This window comes from Chromobacterium vaccinii, from assembly GCF_000971335.1.
Classification (GTDB): Bacteria; Pseudomonadota; Gammaproteobacteria; order Burkholderiales; family Chromobacteriaceae; genus Chromobacterium; species Chromobacterium vaccinii.
The window spans coordinates 17850-38019 of the sequence record NZ_JZJL01000009.1 but is presented as its reverse complement, the minus strand read 5'-3'; the positions used below and the strand labels follow the sequence as shown (position 1 = coordinate 38019).

At 63.4% G+C, this 20170-nt stretch carries 23 protein-coding genes; 19 read left to right on the top strand and 4 right to left on the bottom strand.

What is annotated here, in order from left to right; translation table 11 throughout:
• The first annotated feature begins 8 nt into the window (after positions 1-8).
• The 3 genes from ilvN to VL52_RS06415 all read left to right on the top strand — a co-directional run bounded on the left by ilvN (position 9) and on the right by VL52_RS06415 (position 2103).
• The gene (gene ilvN, locus VL52_RS06425) at positions 9-500 is read left to right on the top strand and encodes an acetolactate synthase small subunit (protein ID WP_011134142.1); all 492 of its coding nucleotides are present in this window, start codon (positions 9-11) and stop codon (positions 498-500) included.
• A 45-nt stretch (positions 501-545) separates the two neighbouring features.
• On the top strand, positions 546-1562 hold the full coding sequence (gene ilvC, locus VL52_RS06420) for a ketol-acid reductoisomerase (RefSeq protein WP_046156266.1): 1017 nt from the start codon (positions 546-548) through the stop codon (positions 1560-1562).
• Positions 1563-1740: 178 nt separating this feature from the next.
• Positions 1741-2103 (top strand): hypothetical protein, encoded by a 363-nt coding sequence (locus tag VL52_RS06415; protein WP_144408815.1) that lies wholly within the window; start codon positions 1741-1743, stop codon positions 2101-2103.
• A gap of 141 nt (positions 2104-2244) precedes the next feature.
• On the opposite strand, the gene asd is transcribed toward VL52_RS06415, so the two are convergent.
• Positions 2245-3087, bottom strand: a complete 843-nt coding sequence (gene asd / locus VL52_RS06410; protein ID WP_046156264.1) for an archaetidylserine decarboxylase — start codon at positions 3085-3087, stop codon at positions 2245-2247.
• Positions 3088-3303: 216 nt separating this feature from the next.
• The gene (locus VL52_RS06405; RefSeq protein ID WP_046156263.1) at positions 3304-4290 is read right to left on the bottom strand and encodes a DUF2860 family protein; all 987 of its coding nucleotides are present in this window, start codon (positions 4288-4290) and stop codon (positions 3304-3306) included.
• Between the two features lie 206 nt (positions 4291-4496).
• Between VL52_RS06405 and VL52_RS06400 the strand changes: the two genes are divergently transcribed.
• The 3 genes from VL52_RS06400 to VL52_RS06390 all read left to right on the top strand — a co-directional run bounded on the left by VL52_RS06400 (position 4497) and on the right by VL52_RS06390 (position 8511).
• The gene (locus tag VL52_RS06400) at positions 4497-5153 is read left to right on the top strand and encodes a response regulator (protein ID WP_046156262.1); all 657 of its coding nucleotides are present in this window, start codon (positions 4497-4499) and stop codon (positions 5151-5153) included.
• A complete protein-coding gene (locus VL52_RS06395; protein WP_046156261.1) occupies positions 5143-6546 on the top strand; it encodes a sensor histidine kinase in 1404 nt (467 codons plus the stop codon). Before VL52_RS06400 ends, VL52_RS06395 begins: the two co-directional genes overlap by 11 nt.
• Before the next feature lie 177 nt (positions 6547-6723).
• Complete coding sequence (locus tag VL52_RS06390; protein ID WP_046156260.1) at positions 6724-8511, top strand: 2-isopropylmalate synthase; 1788 nt, start codon at positions 6724-6726, stop codon at positions 8509-8511.
• 272 nt (positions 8512-8783) lie between these two features.
• Here the strand turns inward: VL52_RS06390 and VL52_RS06385 are convergent, their stop codons facing one another.
• Positions 8784-9227 carry a hypothetical protein gene (locus tag VL52_RS06385; RefSeq protein WP_021478391.1) on the bottom strand — a complete coding sequence of 148 codons (444 nt, stop codon included), beginning with the start codon at positions 9225-9227 and terminating at the stop codon, positions 8784-8786.
• 228 nt (positions 9228-9455) lie between these two features.
• On the opposite strand from VL52_RS06385, the gene bioD reads away from it, so the two are divergent.
• The 6 genes from bioD (at position 9456) to VL52_RS06360 (ending at position 14633) form a co-directional block, all read left to right on the top strand.
• The gene (gene bioD, locus VL52_RS06380) at positions 9456-10088 is read left to right on the top strand and encodes a dethiobiotin synthase (protein ID WP_046156259.1); all 633 of its coding nucleotides are present in this window, start codon (positions 9456-9458) and stop codon (positions 10086-10088) included.
• A gap of 174 nt (positions 10089-10262) precedes the next feature.
• Entirely contained in the window at positions 10263-11378 is a 1116-nt protein-coding gene (gene coxB / locus VL52_RS06375) for a cytochrome c oxidase subunit II (RefSeq protein WP_046156258.1), read from the top strand.
• A gap of 13 nt (positions 11379-11391) precedes the next feature.
• Complete coding sequence (ctaD, locus tag VL52_RS06370; protein ID WP_046156257.1) at positions 11392-13029, top strand: cytochrome c oxidase subunit I; 1638 nt, start codon at positions 11392-11394, stop codon at positions 13027-13029.
• A 14-nt stretch (positions 13030-13043) separates the two neighbouring features.
• Complete coding sequence (locus VL52_RS06365) at positions 13044-13586, top strand: cytochrome c oxidase assembly protein (RefSeq protein WP_046156256.1); 543 nt, start codon at positions 13044-13046, stop codon at positions 13584-13586.
• A 2-nt stretch (positions 13587-13588) separates the two neighbouring features.
• A complete protein-coding gene (locus tag VL52_RS23800) occupies positions 13589-13765 on the top strand; it encodes a DUF2970 domain-containing protein (protein WP_082113656.1) in 177 nt (58 codons plus the stop codon).
• 10 nt (positions 13766-13775) lie between these two features.
• On the top strand, positions 13776-14633 hold the full coding sequence (locus VL52_RS06360) for a cytochrome c oxidase subunit 3 (protein WP_046156255.1): 858 nt from the start codon (positions 13776-13778) through the stop codon (positions 14631-14633).
• 6 nt (positions 14634-14639) lie between these two features.
• Here VL52_RS06360 and VL52_RS06355 read toward each other — a convergent pair whose 3' ends face one another.
• On the bottom strand, positions 14640-14837 hold the full coding sequence (locus tag VL52_RS06355) for a DUF2909 family protein (RefSeq protein WP_021478398.1): 198 nt from the start codon (positions 14835-14837) through the stop codon (positions 14640-14642).
• Positions 14838-14940: 103 nt separating this feature from the next.
• On the opposite strand from VL52_RS06355, the gene VL52_RS06350 reads away from it, so the two are divergent.
• From VL52_RS06350 to hisG, 7 genes are read left to right on the top strand one after another with little or no spacing between them, the layout of a single operon-like run.
• The gene (locus VL52_RS06350) at positions 14941-15555 is read left to right on the top strand and encodes an SURF1 family protein (protein WP_160298918.1); all 615 of its coding nucleotides are present in this window, start codon (positions 14941-14943) and stop codon (positions 15553-15555) included.
• A complete protein-coding gene (locus VL52_RS06345) occupies positions 15542-16051 on the top strand; it encodes a redox-active disulfide-containing membrane protein (protein WP_046156254.1) in 510 nt (169 codons plus the stop codon). Before VL52_RS06350 ends, VL52_RS06345 begins: the two co-directional genes overlap by 14 nt.
• A gap of 47 nt (positions 16052-16098) precedes the next feature.
• Complete coding sequence (locus VL52_RS06340) at positions 16099-17130, top strand: COX15/CtaA family protein (protein WP_046156253.1); 1032 nt, start codon at positions 16099-16101, stop codon at positions 17128-17130.
• Positions 17127-18026: a heme o synthase gene (locus tag VL52_RS06335; RefSeq protein WP_046156252.1), complete on the top strand. Its 900-nt coding sequence runs from the start codon at positions 17127-17129 to the stop codon at positions 18024-18026. Before VL52_RS06340 ends, VL52_RS06335 begins: the two co-directional genes overlap by 4 nt.
• The gene (locus tag VL52_RS06330; protein ID WP_046156251.1) at positions 18026-18604 is read left to right on the top strand and encodes an SCO family protein; all 579 of its coding nucleotides are present in this window, start codon (positions 18026-18028) and stop codon (positions 18602-18604) included. The genes VL52_RS06335 and VL52_RS06330 overlap by 1 nt, the downstream gene beginning before the upstream one ends.
• A gap of 45 nt (positions 18605-18649) precedes the next feature.
• A complete protein-coding gene (locus VL52_RS06325; protein ID WP_235429219.1) occupies positions 18650-19414 on the top strand; it encodes a flagellar brake protein in 765 nt (254 codons plus the stop codon).
• Between the two features lie 36 nt (positions 19415-19450).
• Positions 19451-20092 carry an ATP phosphoribosyltransferase gene (gene hisG / locus VL52_RS06320; RefSeq protein WP_021478405.1) on the top strand — a complete coding sequence of 214 codons (642 nt, stop codon included), beginning with the start codon at positions 19451-19453 and terminating at the stop codon, positions 20090-20092.
• The last annotated feature ends 78 nt before the right edge of the window (positions 20093-20170 follow it).

Genomic DNA, 20170 nt, shown 5'->3' with positions numbered 1-20170 from the left:
CGGCCGGCATGCGACACATCTTATCCATACTTCTGGAAAACGAGGCGGGCGCGCTGTCGCGCGTCGTCGGGCTGTTTTCGGCCCGCGCCTACAACATCGATTCGCTGACAGTGTCCACCACCGAGGACCCGACATTGTCGCGGATGACCATCGTCACCCACGGTTCCGACGAAGTCATCGAGCAGATCACCAAGCAGCTCAACAAGCTGATCGAGGTGGTCAAGGTGATAGACCTCAACGAATCCGAGCACATCGAACGCGAGATGATGCTGATCAAGGTCCGCGCCGTAGGCAAGGACCGCGAGGAGATGAAGCGGATGGCCGACATCTTCCGCGGACGCATCATCGACGTGACGGAAAAGACTTACACCATCGAGCTGACTGGTACGAGCGACAAGCTCGGCGCCTTTATCGAGGCGGTGGACCGCACAGTGATCCTGGAAACGGTCCGTACCGGCGCATCCGGCATCGGTCGAGGCGAGCGGGTTCTGAAAATCTGAGCTGGACTGCAAGTCCCTTAGCAAACAAATACCAAGGATAAAGAAATGAAAGTTTATTACGACAAAGACGCCGACCTCTCCATCATCAAGGGCAAGAAAGTGGCCATCATCGGCTACGGCTCGCAGGGCCATGCGCACGCGCAGAACCTGAAGGAATCGGGCGTCGACGTCGTCGTCGGCCTGCGCAAGGACGGCGCCTCGTGGAAGAAGGCCGAAACAGCCGGCCACAAGGTCAAGGAAGTGGCCGAGGCGGTGAAGAAGGCCGACGTGGTGATGATCCTGCTGCCGGACGAATCCCAGCCGGACGTCTACCACAAGGACATCGCGCCCAACCTGAAGAAGGGCGCGGCGCTGGCCTTCGCCCACGGCTTCAACATCCATTACAACCAGATCGTGCCGCCGGCCGACGTCGACGTGATCATGGTGGCCCCGAAGGGCCCGGGCCACACCGTGCGCTCCGAGTACCTGAAGGGCGGCGGCGTGCCGACGCTGATCGCCGTCTACCAGGACAAGTCCGGCAAGGCGCGCGACGTGGCGCTGTCCTATGCGGCGGCCAACGGCGGCACCAAGGGTGGCGTGATCGAGACCAACTTCCGCGAGGAAACCGAGACCGACCTGTTCGGCGAGCAGGCCGTGCTGTGCGGCGGCGCCGTCGAGCTGGTGAAGGCCGGCTTCGAGACGCTGGTGGAAGCCGGCTACGCGCCGGAAATGGCCTACTTCGAGTGTCTGCACGAGCTGAAGCTGATCGTCGACCTGATGTACGAAGGCGGCATCGCCAACATGAACTACTCGATCTCCAACAACGCGGAGTACGGCGAGTACGTGACCGGCCCGGAAGTGGTGACCTCGCAGACCAAGGAAGCGATGAAGAAGGCGCTGTACCGCATCCAGAGCGGCGAGTACGCCAAGATGTTCATCCTGGAAGGCAAGACCAACTACCCGGCCATGACCGCCCGCCGCCGCCTGACCGCCGCGCATCCGATCGAGAAGGTCGGCGCCGAGCTGCGCGCGATGATGCCGTGGATCGCCAAGAACAAGCTGGTGGACCAGTCCAAGAACTGATCGATCAACGGTCTGTTGTCGATGACGAAGCCGGGCGAGAGCCCGGCTTTTTCACGTAAATAACATAAAGAAATAAACTTATAAATAAACTTTGTAGTAAATGTTAGTTTTCATTAATATTGTAGATTCCGAGTAATTGATCTACTGCTGAAAAGCTGTTGAAAACCAAGATAAGTTCATGAAACATCAGATGCATTTGTTGTTATTGGCGGGGGCTGTTTTAGGGTTGTCGGCCTGCTCTTCGTTCAAGGCCACGATCCTGCCGCAGCAGGAAGGCAGCTTTACCGCGGTGGCCACTGCGGCTTCGTACAAGGATGCGGTGGAAAACGCCGTCGGCAAGGCTGGCGAGGTTTGCAAGAAGCAAGACAAGAAGCTGGTCATCCTGGATCGGAAGGAAGAATCCAAAGACCAGGGGGACGGCGAGGTGATGAAGGCGGCGAAAACCGCCGCGGACATCGTGCTCAAGCTGGGCACGCTGGGCATTGTTTCCCGCGGCGGGGATGAGGACTACAAGGTCACGCTGCAGTGCAAGTGCGAGTAAGCTAGGGCATCGCTTCGCGTACGTTCTGTCGGCCTTGGCCAGCGGTTGTGGCTGGCGCGGCTTGGACAAACGGCTGTCCATATCGCAGTGGGCGCTGCGTACAAAGGACAGCCGTTTTGCGTCCCAATCCGCGGCGCGGCTTTACGACGCCATCGACTCGCCCAGCCGAACCGGGCTGGCCGCCTGCCATTGCGGATTGAATTTCAGCGGGCCGGCCGGGAACAACAGCACCACGGTGGAGCCCAGCAGGAAGCGGCCCATTTCCTCGCCCTTGGCCAGGCGGATGTCCTGGCCGCGGTAATCCCATTTCTCCAGCGCCGGACGGCGCGGCGGATTGACCACGCCGTGCCAGACGGTGGCCATGCTGCCGACGATGGTGGCGCCCACCAGCACCATCACGAACGGTTGTCCCTGCTCGTCTTCGAATACGCACACCACGCGCTCGTTGCGCGCGAACAGCCGGTCCACGCCGCGCGCGGTGGCGGGATTCACCGAGTACAGCTCGCCGGGCACGTAGGTCATTTCCAGCAGCCTGCCGGCGCAGGGCATGTGGATGCGATGGTAATCGCGCGGGCTGAGGTAGATGGTGGCGAAGTGGCCGTCGGCGAAGCGGGCGGCCAGCTCGGCGTCGCCGGCCAGCAGCGCCGCGGCGCTGTAGTCGCGGCCCTTGGCCTGGAAAATGCGGCCGCTGTCTATCGGGCCCAGCTGGCTGACCGCGCCGTCCACCGGGCAAAGCAGGCGGGCGTCGGCCAGCGGCCGCGCGCCGGGCCGCAGCGCGCGGGTGAAGAAGTCGTTGAAGGTGGCGTAGGCCGCCGGATCGCTGTTGGCGGCTTCGCTCATGTCGACGTGGTAGCGGGCGATGAAACGGCGGATGGCGGCCGTGGTGACGCCGCCGCCCTTCCAGCCGGCGAAGCAGCCTGCCAGCCGGGTCAGCGCCAGTTTGGGCAGGATATGTTGAGACAGCACGAACAGGCGCTCGGACACGGGCATTTCCTGATGATGAGTTTAACCGCCCATTATATCGCAGCTAAGCGGGGCTGGCCCGCCGTCCGCCGATGACGCGGCGCTTTCGCGCGGGCCATGCCGATTTCACCTGATGGCCGAGCGCGCGACAGAAAGCGCCGCAGCCATCCGGCGCCGCGCTGAATGGCGGGCCGCCAGCGTGCGCCTTGGCGACGATAGCCGCGCGTTTCGGCTGGATCAGAAATGGTAGCCCATGCCGATGGACACTTCCCGGATATGCTCGTTGAAATAAGCGAGGTCCGAGTTGGAGCGGCCATAGTTGCCGCTGAGAAAGGCGGACCAGGCCTTGGCGCCGAACAGGTTTTTCCGGGTCAGGCCCAGGCTGAGCAAAGCGTTGCGGCTATCCGCTTTCTGGCCGGAGAAGACCGGATTGCCGGCTTGATAGCGGGTGCGAAGCGCGACGAGCGAGGTCGTGGCGTCCCAGTCCGCGCCTTGGTAGGCGTAAGCCAATTGAACCCCGTAGCGTCGGGTGCTCATCGCCTTGCCGTCCAGATCCGCGCGCGCGTATATCAGGCCAGGGGACAGCGTATGCGCGCCCTGGTTGTCCAATTTCCAGGCATAAGCGGCTTGGACGCCATAGTTGTTGCCATTGCGCTGCAGCAGGGCTTGATTGGCCAGCGTCAAGCCTTGCGCCTGTCCGCTTTGCTCATTGCCCAGCTTTTGCCTGGCATAGCTGAAGTTGGCGCTGAACAGCGTATTCAGGATGTTCGACCAGCCTAGCGCCAGACCCGCGCTTTTCAGCTTGCCGTCCTGGCGGGCGACATTCAAGGCATAGGGGTCCAGCCATACTTCGCTCTCGCCATAAGTCAGCGCCGCCGACACCGCGCCGGCTTGCGGCAGTTGCTGGCGCACGCCGAACTGCATGCCGCCTCCCGCAGCGAAGGAGGTGGTGTTGGAAGGAGAGATGAAGAGCCGGGTGCCAGTGCCGGCGAAGCCATAGCTCCATTCGCCTTCGAACAGGGGGGCGGTGCCGGATTGCGAAGCCGGCGATTGCGTCAGGCTGGCGGCGCTGGGGCGGCCGTCGTTCGGCGCCTTGAGGAAATTGCTGGCCAGTTGATAGTGGCTGACGCCTAGCTGGAAGGTCCCGGAGAAACCGTCTTGTTCATTCTCTGCGGCGACTGCCAGCAAAGGTGCGAGCAGTATCAATACGGCATGATGTTTCATCGGATATTCCTTTGGATGGAGTGAAAAGAGCGGGTCGCCGGGCGGGCAATTCATCCTGGCCTTGGATGGCCAAGCCGATTGTCTGTCTTGAGCGCGCGACCATATACTCCATGGCCAGCGCAAAGAGAGGGCATCCCGTTCGCATGGCGCAAGTATGCGTATGCCAACCTTTTGCTAAGCCAAAGATTGTCGCGGTGAAAACGAAAATGCATCTATTGATTGTTGAGGATGACTTGGACCTGGGGCGGGCTTTGCAGGCCGCGTTGAAAGCCGAAGCGGTGACGACCGAATGGGTGCGCCAGCTGGCGGATGCGGACGCACTGTTCGAGCCGGACCGGTTCGATTGCGTATTGCTGGACTTGGGTCTGCCGGACGGCAGCGGTTTGGCATTGTTGCGCGCCTGGCGGGCCAGGCAGATCGCCGTGCCGGTGATCATGATCACGGCCAGCGCCGATTTGAACGATAAATTGGCGGGTTTGGACGATGGCGCCGACGATTATCTGTGCAAGCCGTTCGCGGTGTCGGAAATGGTGTCGAGAGTGCGGGCGGTATGCCGCCGCAGCGCCCGCCAGGCCAGCGAAGTCTGGAGCCTGGGCGCGCTGAGCCTCAAGCCCCGCGTGCACTTGGCTTGGCTGGACGGCCTGGCGTTGGACTTGTCGCCTCGCGAATTCCGATTATTGGTGGAACTGGCGCGCGATCCTGGCCGCATCGTGTCGAAGACGGTGCTGGGGCAACGCCTGGAGCCGCTTGGCGATATTGTCGACGGCGCGACGATAGAGGTGCACTTGTCCAATCTGCGCCGCAAGATAGGCGCCGAACGCATCCGCACCGTGCGCGGCGTGGGCTATCAATATGTGGTTTAAGCGGCTGGCGGACGGTTTGGCGCCGTCGCTGACGAGGCGGGTGTTGCTGGCTTTGTTGCTGGCTTTCGCCTTGATATGGCTGGCGCTGGTCGGGCGGGAATACCAGGAGTCGAGGTCGTCGGAATCCCGCCGCCAAGTTTTGTGGAACGTGACCGATCTGCTTTCCGAGGTGCTGTCGCCTGGCCGAATGGAGCAAAATCGGCAAGCCTTGCAGACGGCGGATCGCTTATTCAACGCATCGCGGCGCATCAACGTGGCTTCCAAGGTCGAAATCGATCACCCGGGCGATTTGTTGATTTCCGCGCGCACGCGGCAAGGCGAGCGGATCTACGCTTCGCCGGGCGCCCCGGCCACCGCGCTGCCGGCGCGCGATTTGAATAAGGGCGTGGTTCAGCTGAAAGGAAAAGCGTATCGGGTGGCGGAGCGTCTCTATCCCGCTGGATATTTGACTGTGTTCGAACCGCTGATTCCAGACGAGGAAGTGCTGCCTTTCATCACTAAGCAATATATCGCGCCCTTGGTCATTGCTTTTTCGCTAATCCTGCTGCCGCTGTGGCTCGCCATTTCGCGCGGCTTGCTGCCGCTGAGGCGCTTGGCCGATTATCTGAACCGTCGCGCCTCCGATGATTTTTCTCCTTTGTCCATGAGCTTGCCCTACCGGGAGTTGAAGCCCATTGTCCAGGCGCTGGACCAGTTGCTGAGGCGCAGCCGCGACAGCATCGCTCGCGAACGCGCCATCGTGCAGGATGCCGCCCATGAGATGCGCACGCCGTTGGCGGTGATTTCCACGCAGGCGCATGCCTTGGCTCGCGAGGAGGATGCCGAGGCCAGGCAGCAAAACCTGGCCGCTTTGGAGCAGGCGGTGGCCCGGCATTCCCATTTGGTGCAGCAGCTGTTGCGGCTGGCGGCGCTGGAAGGCGTGGAGAGCGAGCGCCGGCAACAGGTCGATCTGGTCGAGGTGACGCGCAATGCCTTGATCGGCTTGTCGCCGCGGGCGGAAGAAAAGGGCATGGAGCTGGAGCTGGACTCGCCTGATGGTTTGCTGGCCAGCCTGGCCTTGGTTTCCTTCCTCTCGATTGTCGACAATTTACTGTCCAATGCGGTGGCGTATGGCCGAGCCGGCGGTCGCGTCCGGGTGCGCCTTGCCGCCGCCGATGGACGGATAGAGTTGGCGGTGGCGGATGACGGGCCTGGCATCGCCGTCGAGGACAAACCGCATCTGTTCGAACGCTTTTACCGGGGCAGGGCTGCATCTGCTCCGGGTTCCGGCCTGGGGCTCGCCATTGTTTGGCAGGCGGTGCGGGCGCAAGGCGGCCGCATCCGGATGGCGGAGGGGCTGGAAGGCCGGGGCGTGGCGTTTCATGTCAGCCTGCCCTGGCTGTCGCCAAGTTAGATGCTTTGCCACGTTTGTGCGGGCGCCAGATGGCGCCTTATTAAATTCTACAATTTGTCTAAAAAATAAAGTTAGACATGTCATGTGACGAATTTGATACAGATTTTCCCTGTCAAATTTGACCTTGTGTCTCATGATTGAGTAGTCTGGTTCAAAACATGCTGCAGGAGCACATTGATGCAAGTGGATATCGAACGACTGGTCGCGGACTTCGGCGGGCCGAGCCATCTGGCCGACGAACTGAACCGTCTGTTCCCCGACGAGCCGGTGAGCCGCGCAGCGATATACAAATGGAGGGAACGCGGCAGCCTGCCGCTGACCCAGTTGAGCCGGCTGGCGCAACTGGCCGCAGGGCAGGGCAGGCGCTTTGATTTCAACGACTATCTGGTCGGAGAGCCGAACCAGGCGGCAGGGAGAACTATCGACATGGGCGAGCGCCTCTACATTTTCGACACCACCTTGCGCGACGGCGAGCAGTCGCCGGGCGCCTCGATGACCAAGGAAGAGAAAATCCGCATCGCGCGCCAACTGGAGCGCCTGGGCGTGGACATCATCGAAGCCGGCTTCGCCGCCGCCAGCCCCGGCGATTTCGACGCCATCCGCGCGATCGCAGAAACCATCAAGGATTCCACTGTCTGTAGTCTGGCGCGCGCCAACGAGCGCGATGTGCGCGCCGCCGGCGAAGCGATCAAGCCGGCCGCGCGCGGCCGCATCCACACCTTTATCGCCACCAGTCCCATCCACATGGAAAAGAAGCTGCGCATGAGCGCGGACGAGGTGGTGGCGGCTGCGGTGAAGGCGGTGACGATCGCCCGCGAATACACCGACGACGTCGAATTCTCCGCCGAGGACGCCTTGCGTTCCGACATCGACTTCCTGGCCCGCATCTTCGGCGAGGTGATCAAGGCCGGCGCCACCACGCTGAACGTGCCGGACACCGTCGGCTACGCGGTGCCGCGACTGACCGAAGCCTTCTTCCGCGAGCTGATCGCCCGCACCCCGGGCGGCGACAAGGTGGTCTGGTCCGCCCATTGCCATAACGACCTGGGCATGGCGGTGGCCAACAGCCTGGCGGCTGTGCTGGGCGGCGCGCGCCAGGTGGAGTGCACCATCAACGGCCTGGGCGAGCGCGCCGGCAACGCCAGTCTGGAAGAGATCGTGATGGCGGTGAAGACCCGCCGCGACGTGTTCGGCGTGGACAGCCGCGTCGATGCCACGCAGATCGTACCGGCATCCAAGCTGGTGTCCACCGTCACCGGCTATCCGGTGCAGCCGAACAAGGCCATCGTCGGCGCCAACGCCTTCGCCCACGAGTCCGGCATCCATCAGGACGGCGTGCTGAAACACCGCGAAACCTATGAAATCATGTCGGCCGAATCGGTGGGCTGGAGCGCCAACCGCCTGACTCTGGGCAAATTGTCCGGCCGCAACGCGTTCAAGACCAAGTTGTCCGAGCTGGGCATCGTGCTGGACAGCGAGGAGGCATTGAACGCCGCCTTCGCCCGCTTCAAGGAGCTGGCCGACAAGAAGCGCGAGATCTTCGACGAAGACCTGCACGCGCTGGTGTCCGACGAGATGGTGAACATCGAGCGCGAGGACTACAAGCTGGTGTCGCTTAAAGTGGTCAGCGAAACCGGCGAGCCGCCGTTGGCCAGCATCGTGTTCGTCGAGCACGGCGAGGAGCAGCGCGGCGAGTCCAGCGGCTCCGGCCCGGTGGACGCGGCGTTCAAGGCGATCGAAGCGGTGGTCGACAGCGGCGCCGAGCTGGAGCTGTATTCGGTGAACGCCATCACCAAGGGCACCGAGTCCCAGGGCGAGGTGACGGTGCGCCTGTCGCGCGACGGCCGCATCGTCAACGGCCAGGGCGCAGACACCGACATCATCGTCGCCAGCGCCAAAGCTTATCTGTCGGCGCTGAACAAGCTGACCGTAGAGGAGAAGGTGAGCGCTCAGGCCGTGGTCTGAGCCGACTGAAGTTTCCCGGCGCGGCGGCTCGTGGCCGTGGGGAGGCGGCAAGGTTTTCCATCCCGTTCTTGTCGTTGCGCCCCGCGGCCCGAGCCGCCAAGCCAAAAGGCTTTCACTCCATCCCGCGTGAAATCCTGCGCAGGCCTATCCGGCCGAAATCATCGCGCCCACGCTCAAAAGGCCGACGGCACGACGCCGACCCACAAGGTCGGCGTTGGCACGTCGAGGGCGCGGTCCCTATCTGCCGCGAAAGCCAGAGCGGCTGCGGCTTGCTATGCCGCCAATGCCGCTTGGGCAGGCTGCAATAGCCTGCGGTAGCCGGCCATTTTCACCCAGTGCGCGATCCACAGCGCGAGAGCGGGGAGCGCGGCCAGCAGATTGACGTAAGGAATGAAGCACAGCACCTGCAAGATCACCAGCGCCAGGCTGATGCCGAAGCCGCCGTCGCCCGGCAACTGCCGCTGCGCCAGCTCTTTGCGCAATGCGCTGGACAGCAGCAGGATGTAGATCATGTACCAGACCAGCCCCAGGCCGGGTATCAGCGCCAGCCAGATCAGGCCGCCGGCCAGCGGACGATGGGTTTCTCCGACGGCGTTCATCGTCTGATGCAGGGTCAGGAAATAGAAGATGCTGACCGCCAGCACCAGAGCGCCCACCACCACCAGCACCATGATGCCCATGCCGGCCAACGCGGCCAAAGCTTCGCTCTCTTTCATGGCGAGTTCCTAAAAAGTTGAGGATTGCGATTTTGGCATGTCGCAAGCAGGCCTTTATCCGGCCACCTGTTCTTTATGCTTATGGGATTGTGCATGCCCCGTTGAAAGCGGAGACCGTGATCGTTGGCGCCGGAAGTATTGAAAGATCGGCGCGACCTAGTGTAAAACGTCGGTCCCGGTCCGCATTCATTCGGCGTTTGGGCGGGACAACCATAATCGGGAGCGAGCATGAGCCAAGGCTATTTCATCACCGGCACCGACACCGAGATCGGCAAGACCCATTCCGCCGTCGAACTGATCCGTTCGTATCGAGAGCAGGGCAAGATCGTGTTGGCGATGAAGCCGGTGGCGTCCGGTTGCGAAATTCTGCCAGACGGCGGCTGGTGGAACGACGATGTGGCTAGGCTCACCGCGGCCACTGGCCAGACCGACCTGGAACTGATGAATCCCTATCGCTTCCTGCCGCCGGTGTCGCCGCACATCGCCGCGCGCGAAGCTGGCGTGGAGATCGAGCTGCCGCGCATCGTCGATCATTACCGGCGCTTGCGCGAGCAGGCCGACATCGTGCTGGTGGAGGGCGCGGGCGGCTGGCTGGCCCCGCTGTCCGACAGCCTGTTCATGTCGGACATGGCGCAGGCGTTGGCGCTGCCGGTGATCCTGGTGGTGGGCATGCGGCTGGGCTGCATCAACCACGCCTTGCTGACGGCGAAGGCGGTGCGAGACAGCGGGCTGGAGCTGGCTGGCTGGGTGGCCAACTGCGCGCAGCCGCCGCAAGCTGCGTATGCGGAGAACCTGGCCACGCTCAAACGCCATATTCCGGCGCCGCTGCTGCTGGAAATCCCCTACCGGCCGGCTGCCTGAGCGTCTTCCCATGGGCGGCCGCCGCCGCCCATGCCCCGTTCCGCGCGCATTGCGCCGCGTCATGACGCATTCTTGTTTTTCTTGACATTGCTCCTACGATGAAAACATGCCGGCGACAAGCCGGTGCTTGTGCATGCAGTGCATTGTGTCGGTCGTCTTGACCTAGGGGGCAACATGTCTTGTTTGCGCATTCCGCTATGCCTGCTGCTGGCCGTCCAGAGCGCGGCCGCGGCTGAGTTCAACCTGCAGCAGCCGGTCACCCCACTGGCCCGCACCGAATATCACCTGCATACCATGCTGCTGATCGTCACCGGCGTGATTTTCGCCGTGGTGTTCCTGGTGATGCTGTACTCCATCTTTCATCACCGCAAATCGGCTGGCAACGAGGCCAAGCAATTCCACGAGAACACCACGGTGGAGATCATCTGGACCGTGGTGCCGCTGCTGATCCTGGTGGTCATCGCGGTTCCCGCCACCCGCGCGGTGCTGGCGCAGAAGGGCACCCGCAGCGAGGACATGACCATCAAGATCACCGGATACCAGTGGAAGTGGCGCTATGACTACCTGGACGACAATTTCGGCTACGTCAGCCATCTCGCCACCCCTCGGGAAGCGATCGAGGGAACCATCCAGAAGCCTGCCAACTACCTGCTGGAAGTCGACGAGCCGCTGGTGGTGCCGACCGATCGCAAGATCCGCCTGCTGTTGACCGCCAACGACGTGATCCACTCCTGGTGGGTGCCGCAGCTGGGGGTCAAGCAGGATGCGATTCCCGGCTTCCTGCGCGACAGCTGGATGCTGATCGAGAAGCCCGGCGTCTATCGCGGCCAGTGTTCGGAGCTGTGCGGCAAGGACCATGGCTTCATGCCCATCGTGGTGGAGGCCAAGTCGCCGGCCGACTATGAGAAGTGGCGCGCGGCCAAGCTCAAGCAGATGGCAGCCGCCGCCGACGATCCCAACAAGGTGTGGAGGCTGGAGGACCTGAAGGCGCGCGGCGAGAAAATCTACGCCCAGAACTGCGTGCCCTGTCACCAGGCCAACGGCAAGGGCATTCCGGGCACTTTCCCGGCGCTGGACGGCTCGCCCATCGTCACCGGCGACAAGGCCGGCCACATCGAGATCGTGTTGTTCGGCGGCAAGAAGAATCCGGCGATGGCGGCCTGGGGCAAGCAATTGTCCGATACCGACATCGCGGCGGTGATCACCTACGAGCGCAACAGCTGGGGCAATCATACCGGCCAGATCGTGCAGCCCAAGGACGTGAAGGCTGCGCGCGGCAAGGCGGCATAAGGAGTCGGACCTCATGGCAATCGCGGAAACCACCCACGCCGGCGGCGCCCACCACGGCAAGCCCCATGGCATCGCCCGCTGGCTGATGGCCACCAACCACAAGGACATCGGCACGATGTACCTGTGGTTCTCGTTCACCATGTTCCTCACCGGCGGCGTGCTGGCGCTATGCATCCGCGCCGAGCTGTTCAGTCCCGGCCTGCGCTTCTTCCAGCCGGAGCTGTTCAACCAGCTGACCACGCTGCATGGCCTGATCATGGTGTTCGGCGCCATCATGCCGGCTTTCACCGGCATGGCCAACTGGATGCTGCCGCTGATGATAGGCGCGCCGGACATGGCTTTCGCGCGGATGAACAACTGGAGCTTCTGGCTGCTGCCGCCGGCGGCGCTGCTGCTGCTGATGTCGTTCGCGGTGCCGGGCGGCGCGGCCGCCGCCGGCTGGACGCTGTACGCGCCGCTGTCCACGCAGATGGGCATGGGCATGGACATGACCATCTTCGCCATCCACATCCTCGGCATCAGCTCCATCATGGGGTCGATCAACATCATCGTCACCATCCTCAATCTGCGCGCGCCGGGAATGACGCTGATGAAGATGCCGATGTTCGCCTGGGCCTCGCTGATCACCGCCTACCTGATCATCGCCGTGATGCCGGTGCTGGCCGGCGCGGTGACCATGGTGCTGACCGACCGTCATTTCGGCACCCACTTCTTCAATGCGGCCGGCGGCGGCGACCCCATTCTTTACCAGCACGTGTTCTGGTTCTTCGGCCATCCCGAGGTCTACATCATGGCGCTGCCGGCCTTCGGCATCGTCAGCCAGGTGATCCCCACCTTCGCCCGCAAGCCGCTGTTCGGCTATACCTCGATGGTGTACGCCACCAGCTCCATTGGCATCCTGTCCTTCATGGTGTGGGCGCACCACATGTTCGTCACCGGCATGGCGGCCACCGCGCAGCTGTTCTTCATGTACGCGACGATGCTGATCGCGGTGCCCACCGGCGTGAAAGTGTTCAACTGGATCGCCACCATGTGGGAAGGCGCGATGAGCTTCGAGACGCCGATGCTGTTCTCGATAGGCTTCATCCTGCTGTTCACCATCGGCGGCCTGTCCGGCATCACGCTCAGCGTGGCGGCGGTGGACATCCAGTTGCACGCCAGCTACTACGTAGTGGCCCATTTCCACTATGTGCTGGTGGCCGGCGCGTTGTTCAGCCTGTTTTCCGCCATCTACTATTGGTTCCCCAAGATGAGCGGCCGGATGTACAACGAGAAGCTGGGCAAGCTGCATTTCTGGTGGTCGATGATCTGGTTCAACGTCACCTTCTTTCCGATGCACTTCCTGGGCCTGGCCGGGATGCCGCGGCGGATTCCGGACTACGCGCTGCAGTTCACCGACTTCAACCGCATCGCCAGCGTCGGCGCCTTCATGTTCGGCCTGGGCCAGTTGATCTTCCTGTACAACATCCTGCACGCGTTGCGTCACGGCGAAAAAGCGCCGCACAAGCCCTGGGAGGGCGCCAACACGCTGGAGTGGGAGCTGCCGACCCCGGCGCCCTATCACAGCTTCGAGCAGGCGCCGCGGGTCGAGGTCGGCGAGAACGGCGTGATCCTGTCCTGCCAGGAAGGCGGGGACGGGCATTCGCATTGAGCGGGGAGAGGGGCATGGACGCGATGGCGATGCGGCGGCGCAACCTCCGGCTGGTGAAGCGGCTGGTGCTGATCGTCGCGCTGATGTTCGCTTTCGCCTGGGCGATGATTCCGCTGTACCGCATCGTGTGCGAGCAAACCGGCCTCAACGACGTCGTCAAGGCGGACGAGCTGGAGAAGGAGGACCTGATCGCCGGCGACGGCGAGGTCAGGATGACTTTCGACTCCACGGTGCAGGCAGGCCTGCCATGGCAGGTGCAGCCGCTGACCACTCATCTTAGGGTCAAGCCGGGCACTTTCGTCCAGGTTCAGTACCGGATCACCAACGCCAGCCCGCGCGTGGTGGTGGGGCAGGCGCTGCCGCGCTACCTGCCGGCCGAGGCCGGCGAGTACGTCAAGAAGCTGGAATGCTTCTGCTTTACCCAGCAGCGTTTCCAGCCCGGAGAGACCCGCACCTTCCCGGTCGTGTTCGTGATAGACCGCAAGCTGCCGGCCTCGATCACCAGCATCACGCTGGCCTATACCGTGTTCGATGTGCCGGGCCAGGGAAAGGGATGAGCATGAGCTGGGGGCAAGGAGTCAAGGCGGTGCTGGGTGCCTTCATCGGTGTGCGCAAGGGAGCGGCTTCCCAGGACGACCAAGCGCTCAAACCGTGGCAATTGATCATCACCGCGCTGGCGCTGGCGGCAGGGCTGATCGCAGCCCTGCTGCTGCTGGTGTCCTGGGTGACCCGCTAGGAGGAGTGAGATGGCAAGCGTAGAAGAACAGGACCGCTATTTCGTGCCGACGCCGTCGCGCTGGCCCATGGTGGGTTCGCTGGCGTTGTTCTGCATCGGCCTGGGCGCGGCGTTCGCCGTCAACGGGATGCTGCTGGGCAAGGTGTCGCTGGCGCTCGGGATGCTGATCCTGGTGGCGATGCTGGTGGGCTGGTTCGGCGACGTGATCCGGGAAAGCCGGCTCGGCGTCTATCTGGGGCGAGAGGACATGTCCTTCCGCTGGGGCATGGGCTGGTTCATTTTCTCCGAGGTGATGTTCTTCGGCGCGTTCTTCGGCGCGCTGTTCTGGGTGAGAACGGTGTCGGTGCCGGAGCTGGGATCGCTGGACTACAAGATCCTGTACCCGGATTTCGAAGCGTCCTGGCCGTTGTCCACCGGCCCGGGCATCACCCAGGCTTATCAGGCGATGGAAGCCTGGGGCTTGCCGTCGCTGAATACGATGATTTTGTTGAGTTCAGGCGCCACCGTCACCTGGGCGCATTGGGGACTGCTGCAGGAGAAGAGAAGCCAGTTCACGCTGGGGCTGCTGTTGACCGTGGTGCTGGGCTGCACCTTCCTGGCCTTGCAGATGCACGAGTATGGGCACGCCTTCAGCAAGCTGAACCTGACGCTGGCTTCGGGCGCGTACGGCATGACTTTTTTCATGCTGACCGGTTTCCATGGCCTGCATGTGCTGCTGGGGTCCATCATCCTGTTCGTGGTGTGGCTGCGCAGCATGAACGGGCATTTCGACGCCCATCACCATTTCGCTTTCGAGGCGGCCAGCTGGTACTGGCACTTTGTGGACGTGGTGTGGCTGCTGCTGTTTATCTTCGTTTACTGGCTATGAGGGAAATCAGACATGGTGCGGGCGCCACCAGCCGAACAGCGCGCCCAGCAACAGCAGCAGGAATAATCCAATGGACAGTCCCACCCGCAGGGTCAGGGAGCGCACCAGGCGCTGAGAGCCGTGCTCGGCCTTCATCAGCCCGGTCAAGCCCCAGAACAGGGCCAGGACGATACAGGCAAGCAACAACAGGATGACGAGTTTCATGACCGTATCCTCCACGCAAACTGATCCGGAACACAAGCCGCAGTCTAAATGGCAACGAACGCTGTGGCTGTTTCTTTTGGTAATCAATTTATTACCATATGTATTGGCAGTATGGCAGTGGCAAAGGGGGCAAGACAAGGAGGCGCTGCTGAACTCTCTGACCAGCGCGATGAGCGTGGCGCCGGTGGATTTGGTCTACCGCGAAGCGGAGCCGCCGCCGGAGTTCACCCGGGTCAGGCTGAACCGGGCCGAGCCGGCCGGACCGGTGATCGAGCTGCGCAACAGCTTCATGGCCGGCCAGGCAGGGAGGCGCATCCTTCAGCCCTGGCGGCAGGGGGACGATCGTTCTCTGGTGTTGCTGGATCTGGGATGGCTGGTCGACGGCGCTCCCGTGCCGGCTTTCCGGCCGGAGCAGGTGCAGGCCCAGGGCTATCGGATGCCGACGCCGCGCCATTTCGTGCTGTCTGGCGCGGTCAAGGGCGCCGAAGGTCCTGTCGACGCGGTGGACGAAGCGGTCTTGCGCCGCCGCTATCCCGGGCATTGGTTCCAGGGCGTGGTGGTGCTGGAAAGCTCCCCTGAGCCGCTGTTGCACTGGCCGGTGGTGCCGGAGTTCATGCCAGACCGCCACTATGCTTACGCGCTGCAATGGCTCCTGCTAGGCGTCTGCATCAGCGGCGCCAGCTGGCTGATGTGGAGGCGCAGGCATGAAATCCATTAACCGGGGGCGGGTGGCGTTGCTGGCGATGGGCTTGCTGTGCCTGGCGCCGGTGCTGGCCGCGTTGTTGGCTTATTGGTTGTTGCCGCCCCAGGGCGGGCGCAGCTATGGCCAATTGCTGCCCACCCATCCTTTCGCCGCCGCGGCGCAGCCGCAATGGCCGCGTGGAAAGTGGGTGCTGGCGGCGGTATTGGGCACGGAGTGCCATGGGCGTTGCCAGCAGCGCTGGCATGCGATGCGCCAGATAGAAAGGGCGCAGGGCGAAGCGGCTGGTCGCCTGACCAGAGTGGCCTTGCAGGTTTCGGAGCAGGCGCCGCGGCTGGATGTGCCGCACCGGCTGCCGCATTCGACGGAGTCGGCCTTGCCGGCCGGCAACCTGGGCTTTTATCTGGTCGATCCGCTGGGCAATCAGGTGATGTTCTATCGGGACGGCGCGGATCCGCGCCTGATCATCGATGAAGTGGCCAAGGTGTTGAAGGTGAACAACGGGCTGGGCTGAGCCGGCGGCTGACCGGCGGACACGCTGTGCACTGGGGGGCGCTCGCCATGCGGAAACTGGTTTGGCTGGCTTTGCTGCTGGCCGTCGTCGTGGTGCCGTTCGGCGCCTATGTCAGATTGTCCCACGCGGGCCTCGGGTGCCCGGACTGGCCGGGCTGCTACGGCCAGATTTCGCCGTCGCACGCGGCCGACAGCATACTCCAGGCCCAGGCGCTGTCGCCGGAAGGCCCGGTCAGTCTGGGCAAGGCCTGGCGCGAGATGCTGCACCGCTATCTGGCAGGCAGCCTGGGCGCGCTGATCGCGCTGATCGCCTGGCGGGCCTGGCGGGAAAGGCGCCAGCGTCTGCCGGCGGGGCTGTTGCTGGCGGTGCTGGGCCTGCAGGGCCTGTTGGGCATGCTGACCGTCACCTTGCTGCTCAAGCCCGTCATTGTCACTTCCCATCTGTTGGGCGGCATGGCGGTGCTGCAGATTCTCGTCTGGATGGCCTTGTCCCCGGGCTTGCCGCCCGTCGCCGTTCCCGCAAGGCAAGTCAGGCTTGCCGCTTGGCTGGTCTCGGCATTGGCGCTGCAACTGGCGCTGGGCGGCTGGGTGTCCAGCAATTACGCGGCGCTGGCTTGCCAGGGCTTTCCCGCCTGCAACGGCGAAAGCTGGCCGGCGCTGCGTTTCGATCACGCCTTCCATCTGTTGCGAGAACTCGGCGAGGCGCCGGACGGCAGCCTGCTCGATTTCGCCAGCCTGGTGACCATACATTGGCTGCACCGGCTGGGCGCGCTGCTGGTGTCTCTGCTGCTGCTGTCGCTGCTGTGGCTGGGCTGGCGGGAGCCAGCGTTGCGGCGGCACCTGCTGTGCCTGGGAATGGCATGGGCGGTCCAGGTGGGTCTGGGCATCGCCAATGTGCTGCTGCAACTGCCGTTGCCGCTGGCGGTGGCGCACAACGCCGGCGCGGCCTTGCTGCTGGCGACGTCCTTGCTGCTGTTGTCCCGGCTGCATGAGAAGGAGGCGGCGCGACGGCGCGTGGCCTGGCCGAGGCTGCCGTTTTTCCATCACGAGCGTTTGAGCGGGCCGGGAGAGGGGCGATGAGCGCCGTCGGCCTGCCGCTGTGGCGGCAACACGGCTACGCCTTGTGGCAGCTGTCCAAGCCGCGGGTGGTGGCGCTGATCGTGTTCTGCGCGGTGATCGGCATGTTCCTCGCCAGCCCGGGCGTGCCGGATGCCGCGGTGGTGGCGCCGGCCACGCTGGGCATCGCGCTGGTGGCCGGCGCGGCGGCCATGGTCAACTGCCTGGTGGAGCGCGGCGTTGATGTCAGGATGAGGCGCACCGCCTGGCGGGCCACGGCCACCGGCGAGGTAGGCGCGCGGGAGACGCTGCTGGCGGCGCTGGCGGTCGGCGGCATGGGGCTGGCGCTGCTGCTGGCCTGCTGCAACGCGTTGACCGCCTGGCTGACCCTGGGAACTTTTGTCGGCTACGCCATTGTCTACACCTTGTTGCTCAAGCCGAACACGCCGCAGAACATCGTGATCGGCGGCGCCAGCGGCGCGATGCCGCCGGTGCTGGGCTGGGTGGCGGTCAACGGCGAAATCGACGCGTTCGCGCTGGTGCTGTTCCTGATCATCTACACCTGGACGCCGCCGCATTTCTGGGCGCTGGCGCTGTACCGGCGCGACGATTACGCCCGCGCCGGCTTGCCGATGCTGCCGGTCACCCATGGCCAGCGCTACACGACGCTGTCCATTGTGTTGTACGGTTTTTTGCTGACGGCGGTCACGCTGTTGCCGGTGGCGCTGGGCGAGGCGGGGGCAATATATCTTGGCGCGGTTTTGCTGCTGGACGGCAGATTGTTGTTCCTTGCCGTCAGGCTGCATCGCCAGTATGCTGACACTTTGGCGCGCCGCCTGTTCGCTTGGTCCATCTGGTATCTGACCTGGCTGTTCGCGGCGCTTTTGCTTGACCATTACTACCTGATTCCATTGAGCTGATGTCCCGACTCCTGAAGTGCCTGCTAGGCTTGTTCGCCGCGTTGGTTTTGTCCGCCTGCGCCCAGAAAATCGATTTCAAGGGCACCGCCATCGAGGATGCCTCGATGGGAGGCGATTTCAAGCTGACCGATTTCCACGGCAAGCCCCGCGGCCTGGATGAATTCCGCGGCAAGGTGGTGGCGCTGTTCTTCGGCTATACCAGCTGTCCCGACGTTTGCCCGACCACGATGCTGGAGTACGCGTCGGTGATGAAGCAGTTGGGCGCCGACGGCGACAAGGTGCAGGTGATGTTCGTCAGCGTCGATCCCGAGCGGGATACGCCCCAGGTGCTGGCCGGCTACGTGCCGCATTTCGACAAGCGCTTCATCGGCCTGACCGGCGCTGCCGGCGACATCGAAAAGGTGATGAAGCAGTACAAGGTTGTCGCGCAGAAGGTGAAGAACGAGGAGGGCGGCTACACCGTCGACCACAGCGCCGGTTCCTATCTGCTGGACAAGGAAGGCAAGCTCAGGGTGTACGAGGCCTACGGCACCCCGGCGGCCAACCTTGCTTCTGATATCCGGCAGTTGTTACGCTAAACTTGGCGTATCACTCAACCCCGCAGACATGAAGGCCGGAATATCGTGAGCAACGACAATACGCCAGCCATGCCGGCAAGTTCACATCAGCCGCTGGATCTGGCCAAGTTCACCCTGAGCTCGCCGACCGAGATCGCGCAGCATCTGACCAATATCGCCAAGCACGGCCATATGGTGACGGTTTTTGCCAACAAGGGTAAAAACTTCATTCTGACCCGGCTGTTGGAGGTGGATTACCAGGCCGGCGTTTTCATCTTCGACTGGGGCGCTGAGGAAGAAACCAATACCCAGGTCCTGAACAGCGAGCGCAATGTCTTCGTCTGTTCTCCCGAGGGCGTGAAGACCCAGTTCGTCACCGGCCAGATCAGCCGGGTGACGATGGATAACCGGCCGGCCTTCCAGTGCCGGCTGCCGGAGCAGGTGATCAAGCTGCAGCGGCGCGAGTTTTTCCGCATCCAGACGCCGCTGGGCCAGCCGATTTTTTGCCATATCAGCGATTTCGGCCAGCGGGAGATCGATCTCGCGCTGTTCGACATCAGCCTGGGCGGCCTGAGCCTGTGGCTGCCGGGCGTCGATACGCCAGGCTTCGACATCGGCCAGCAGTACCGCCAGTGCTCGATCGACCTGAAACCGTTCGGCACGCTCTCGCTGGGCGTCGAGGTGCGCCACCGGCTGACCGCGCGGATGCGCAACGGCAACGAGGCGATGCGGGTGGGATGCTCCTATCTCAACCTGACGCCGCCGATGGAAACCATCATCCAGCGTTATGTCGGCTTCCTCGAGCGCGAACGCCGCGCGATGGTGGGTTGACCGGACTTATCGAAATCCTTTTCGCAGTAGAACATCATGAAGCTGACCATTGCCCTGTCCAAGGGCCGCATCTTTGAAGAAACGCTGCCCTTGCTGGCGGCTGCCGGCATCGTGCCGGCGGAAAATCCGGAATCCTCGCGCAAGCTGATCATCGGCACCAACCACCCGGACGTGCAACTGGTGATCGTGCGCGCGTCCGACGTGCCCACCTATGTGCAGTACGGCGCGGCCGATCTCGGCATCGCCGGCCGCGACGTGCTGATCGAGCATGGCGGCGCCGGCCTGTACCAGCCGCTGGACCTCAACATCGCCAAATGCAAGATGATGGTGGCGGTGCAGGAAGGCTTCGATTACGACGCGGCGGTGCGCCGCGGCGCGCGGCTGAAGATCGCCACCAAATATCCGCAGATCGCCCGCGAGCATTTCGCCAAGAAGGGCGTGCACGTCGACATCATCAAGCTGTACGGCTCGATGGAGCTGGCGCCGCTGGTTGGTCTGGCCGACGCCATCGTCGACCTGGTGTCCACCGGCGGCACGCTGCGCGCCAACAAGCTGGAGGCGGTCGAGCACATTATCGACATCAGCTCGCGCCTGGTGGTGAACCAGGCCGCGCTGAAGCTCAAATACGACGCGATCCAGCCGGTGCTGGACGCTTTCGCCGGCGCCGTGCCGGCCTGACCGTTTCCAACTCATGACGCGCCGCCGGTCAACCGATTGCCGGCGGCCGGCGTTCCCCATTCTTCAAGCTCCAAGCAT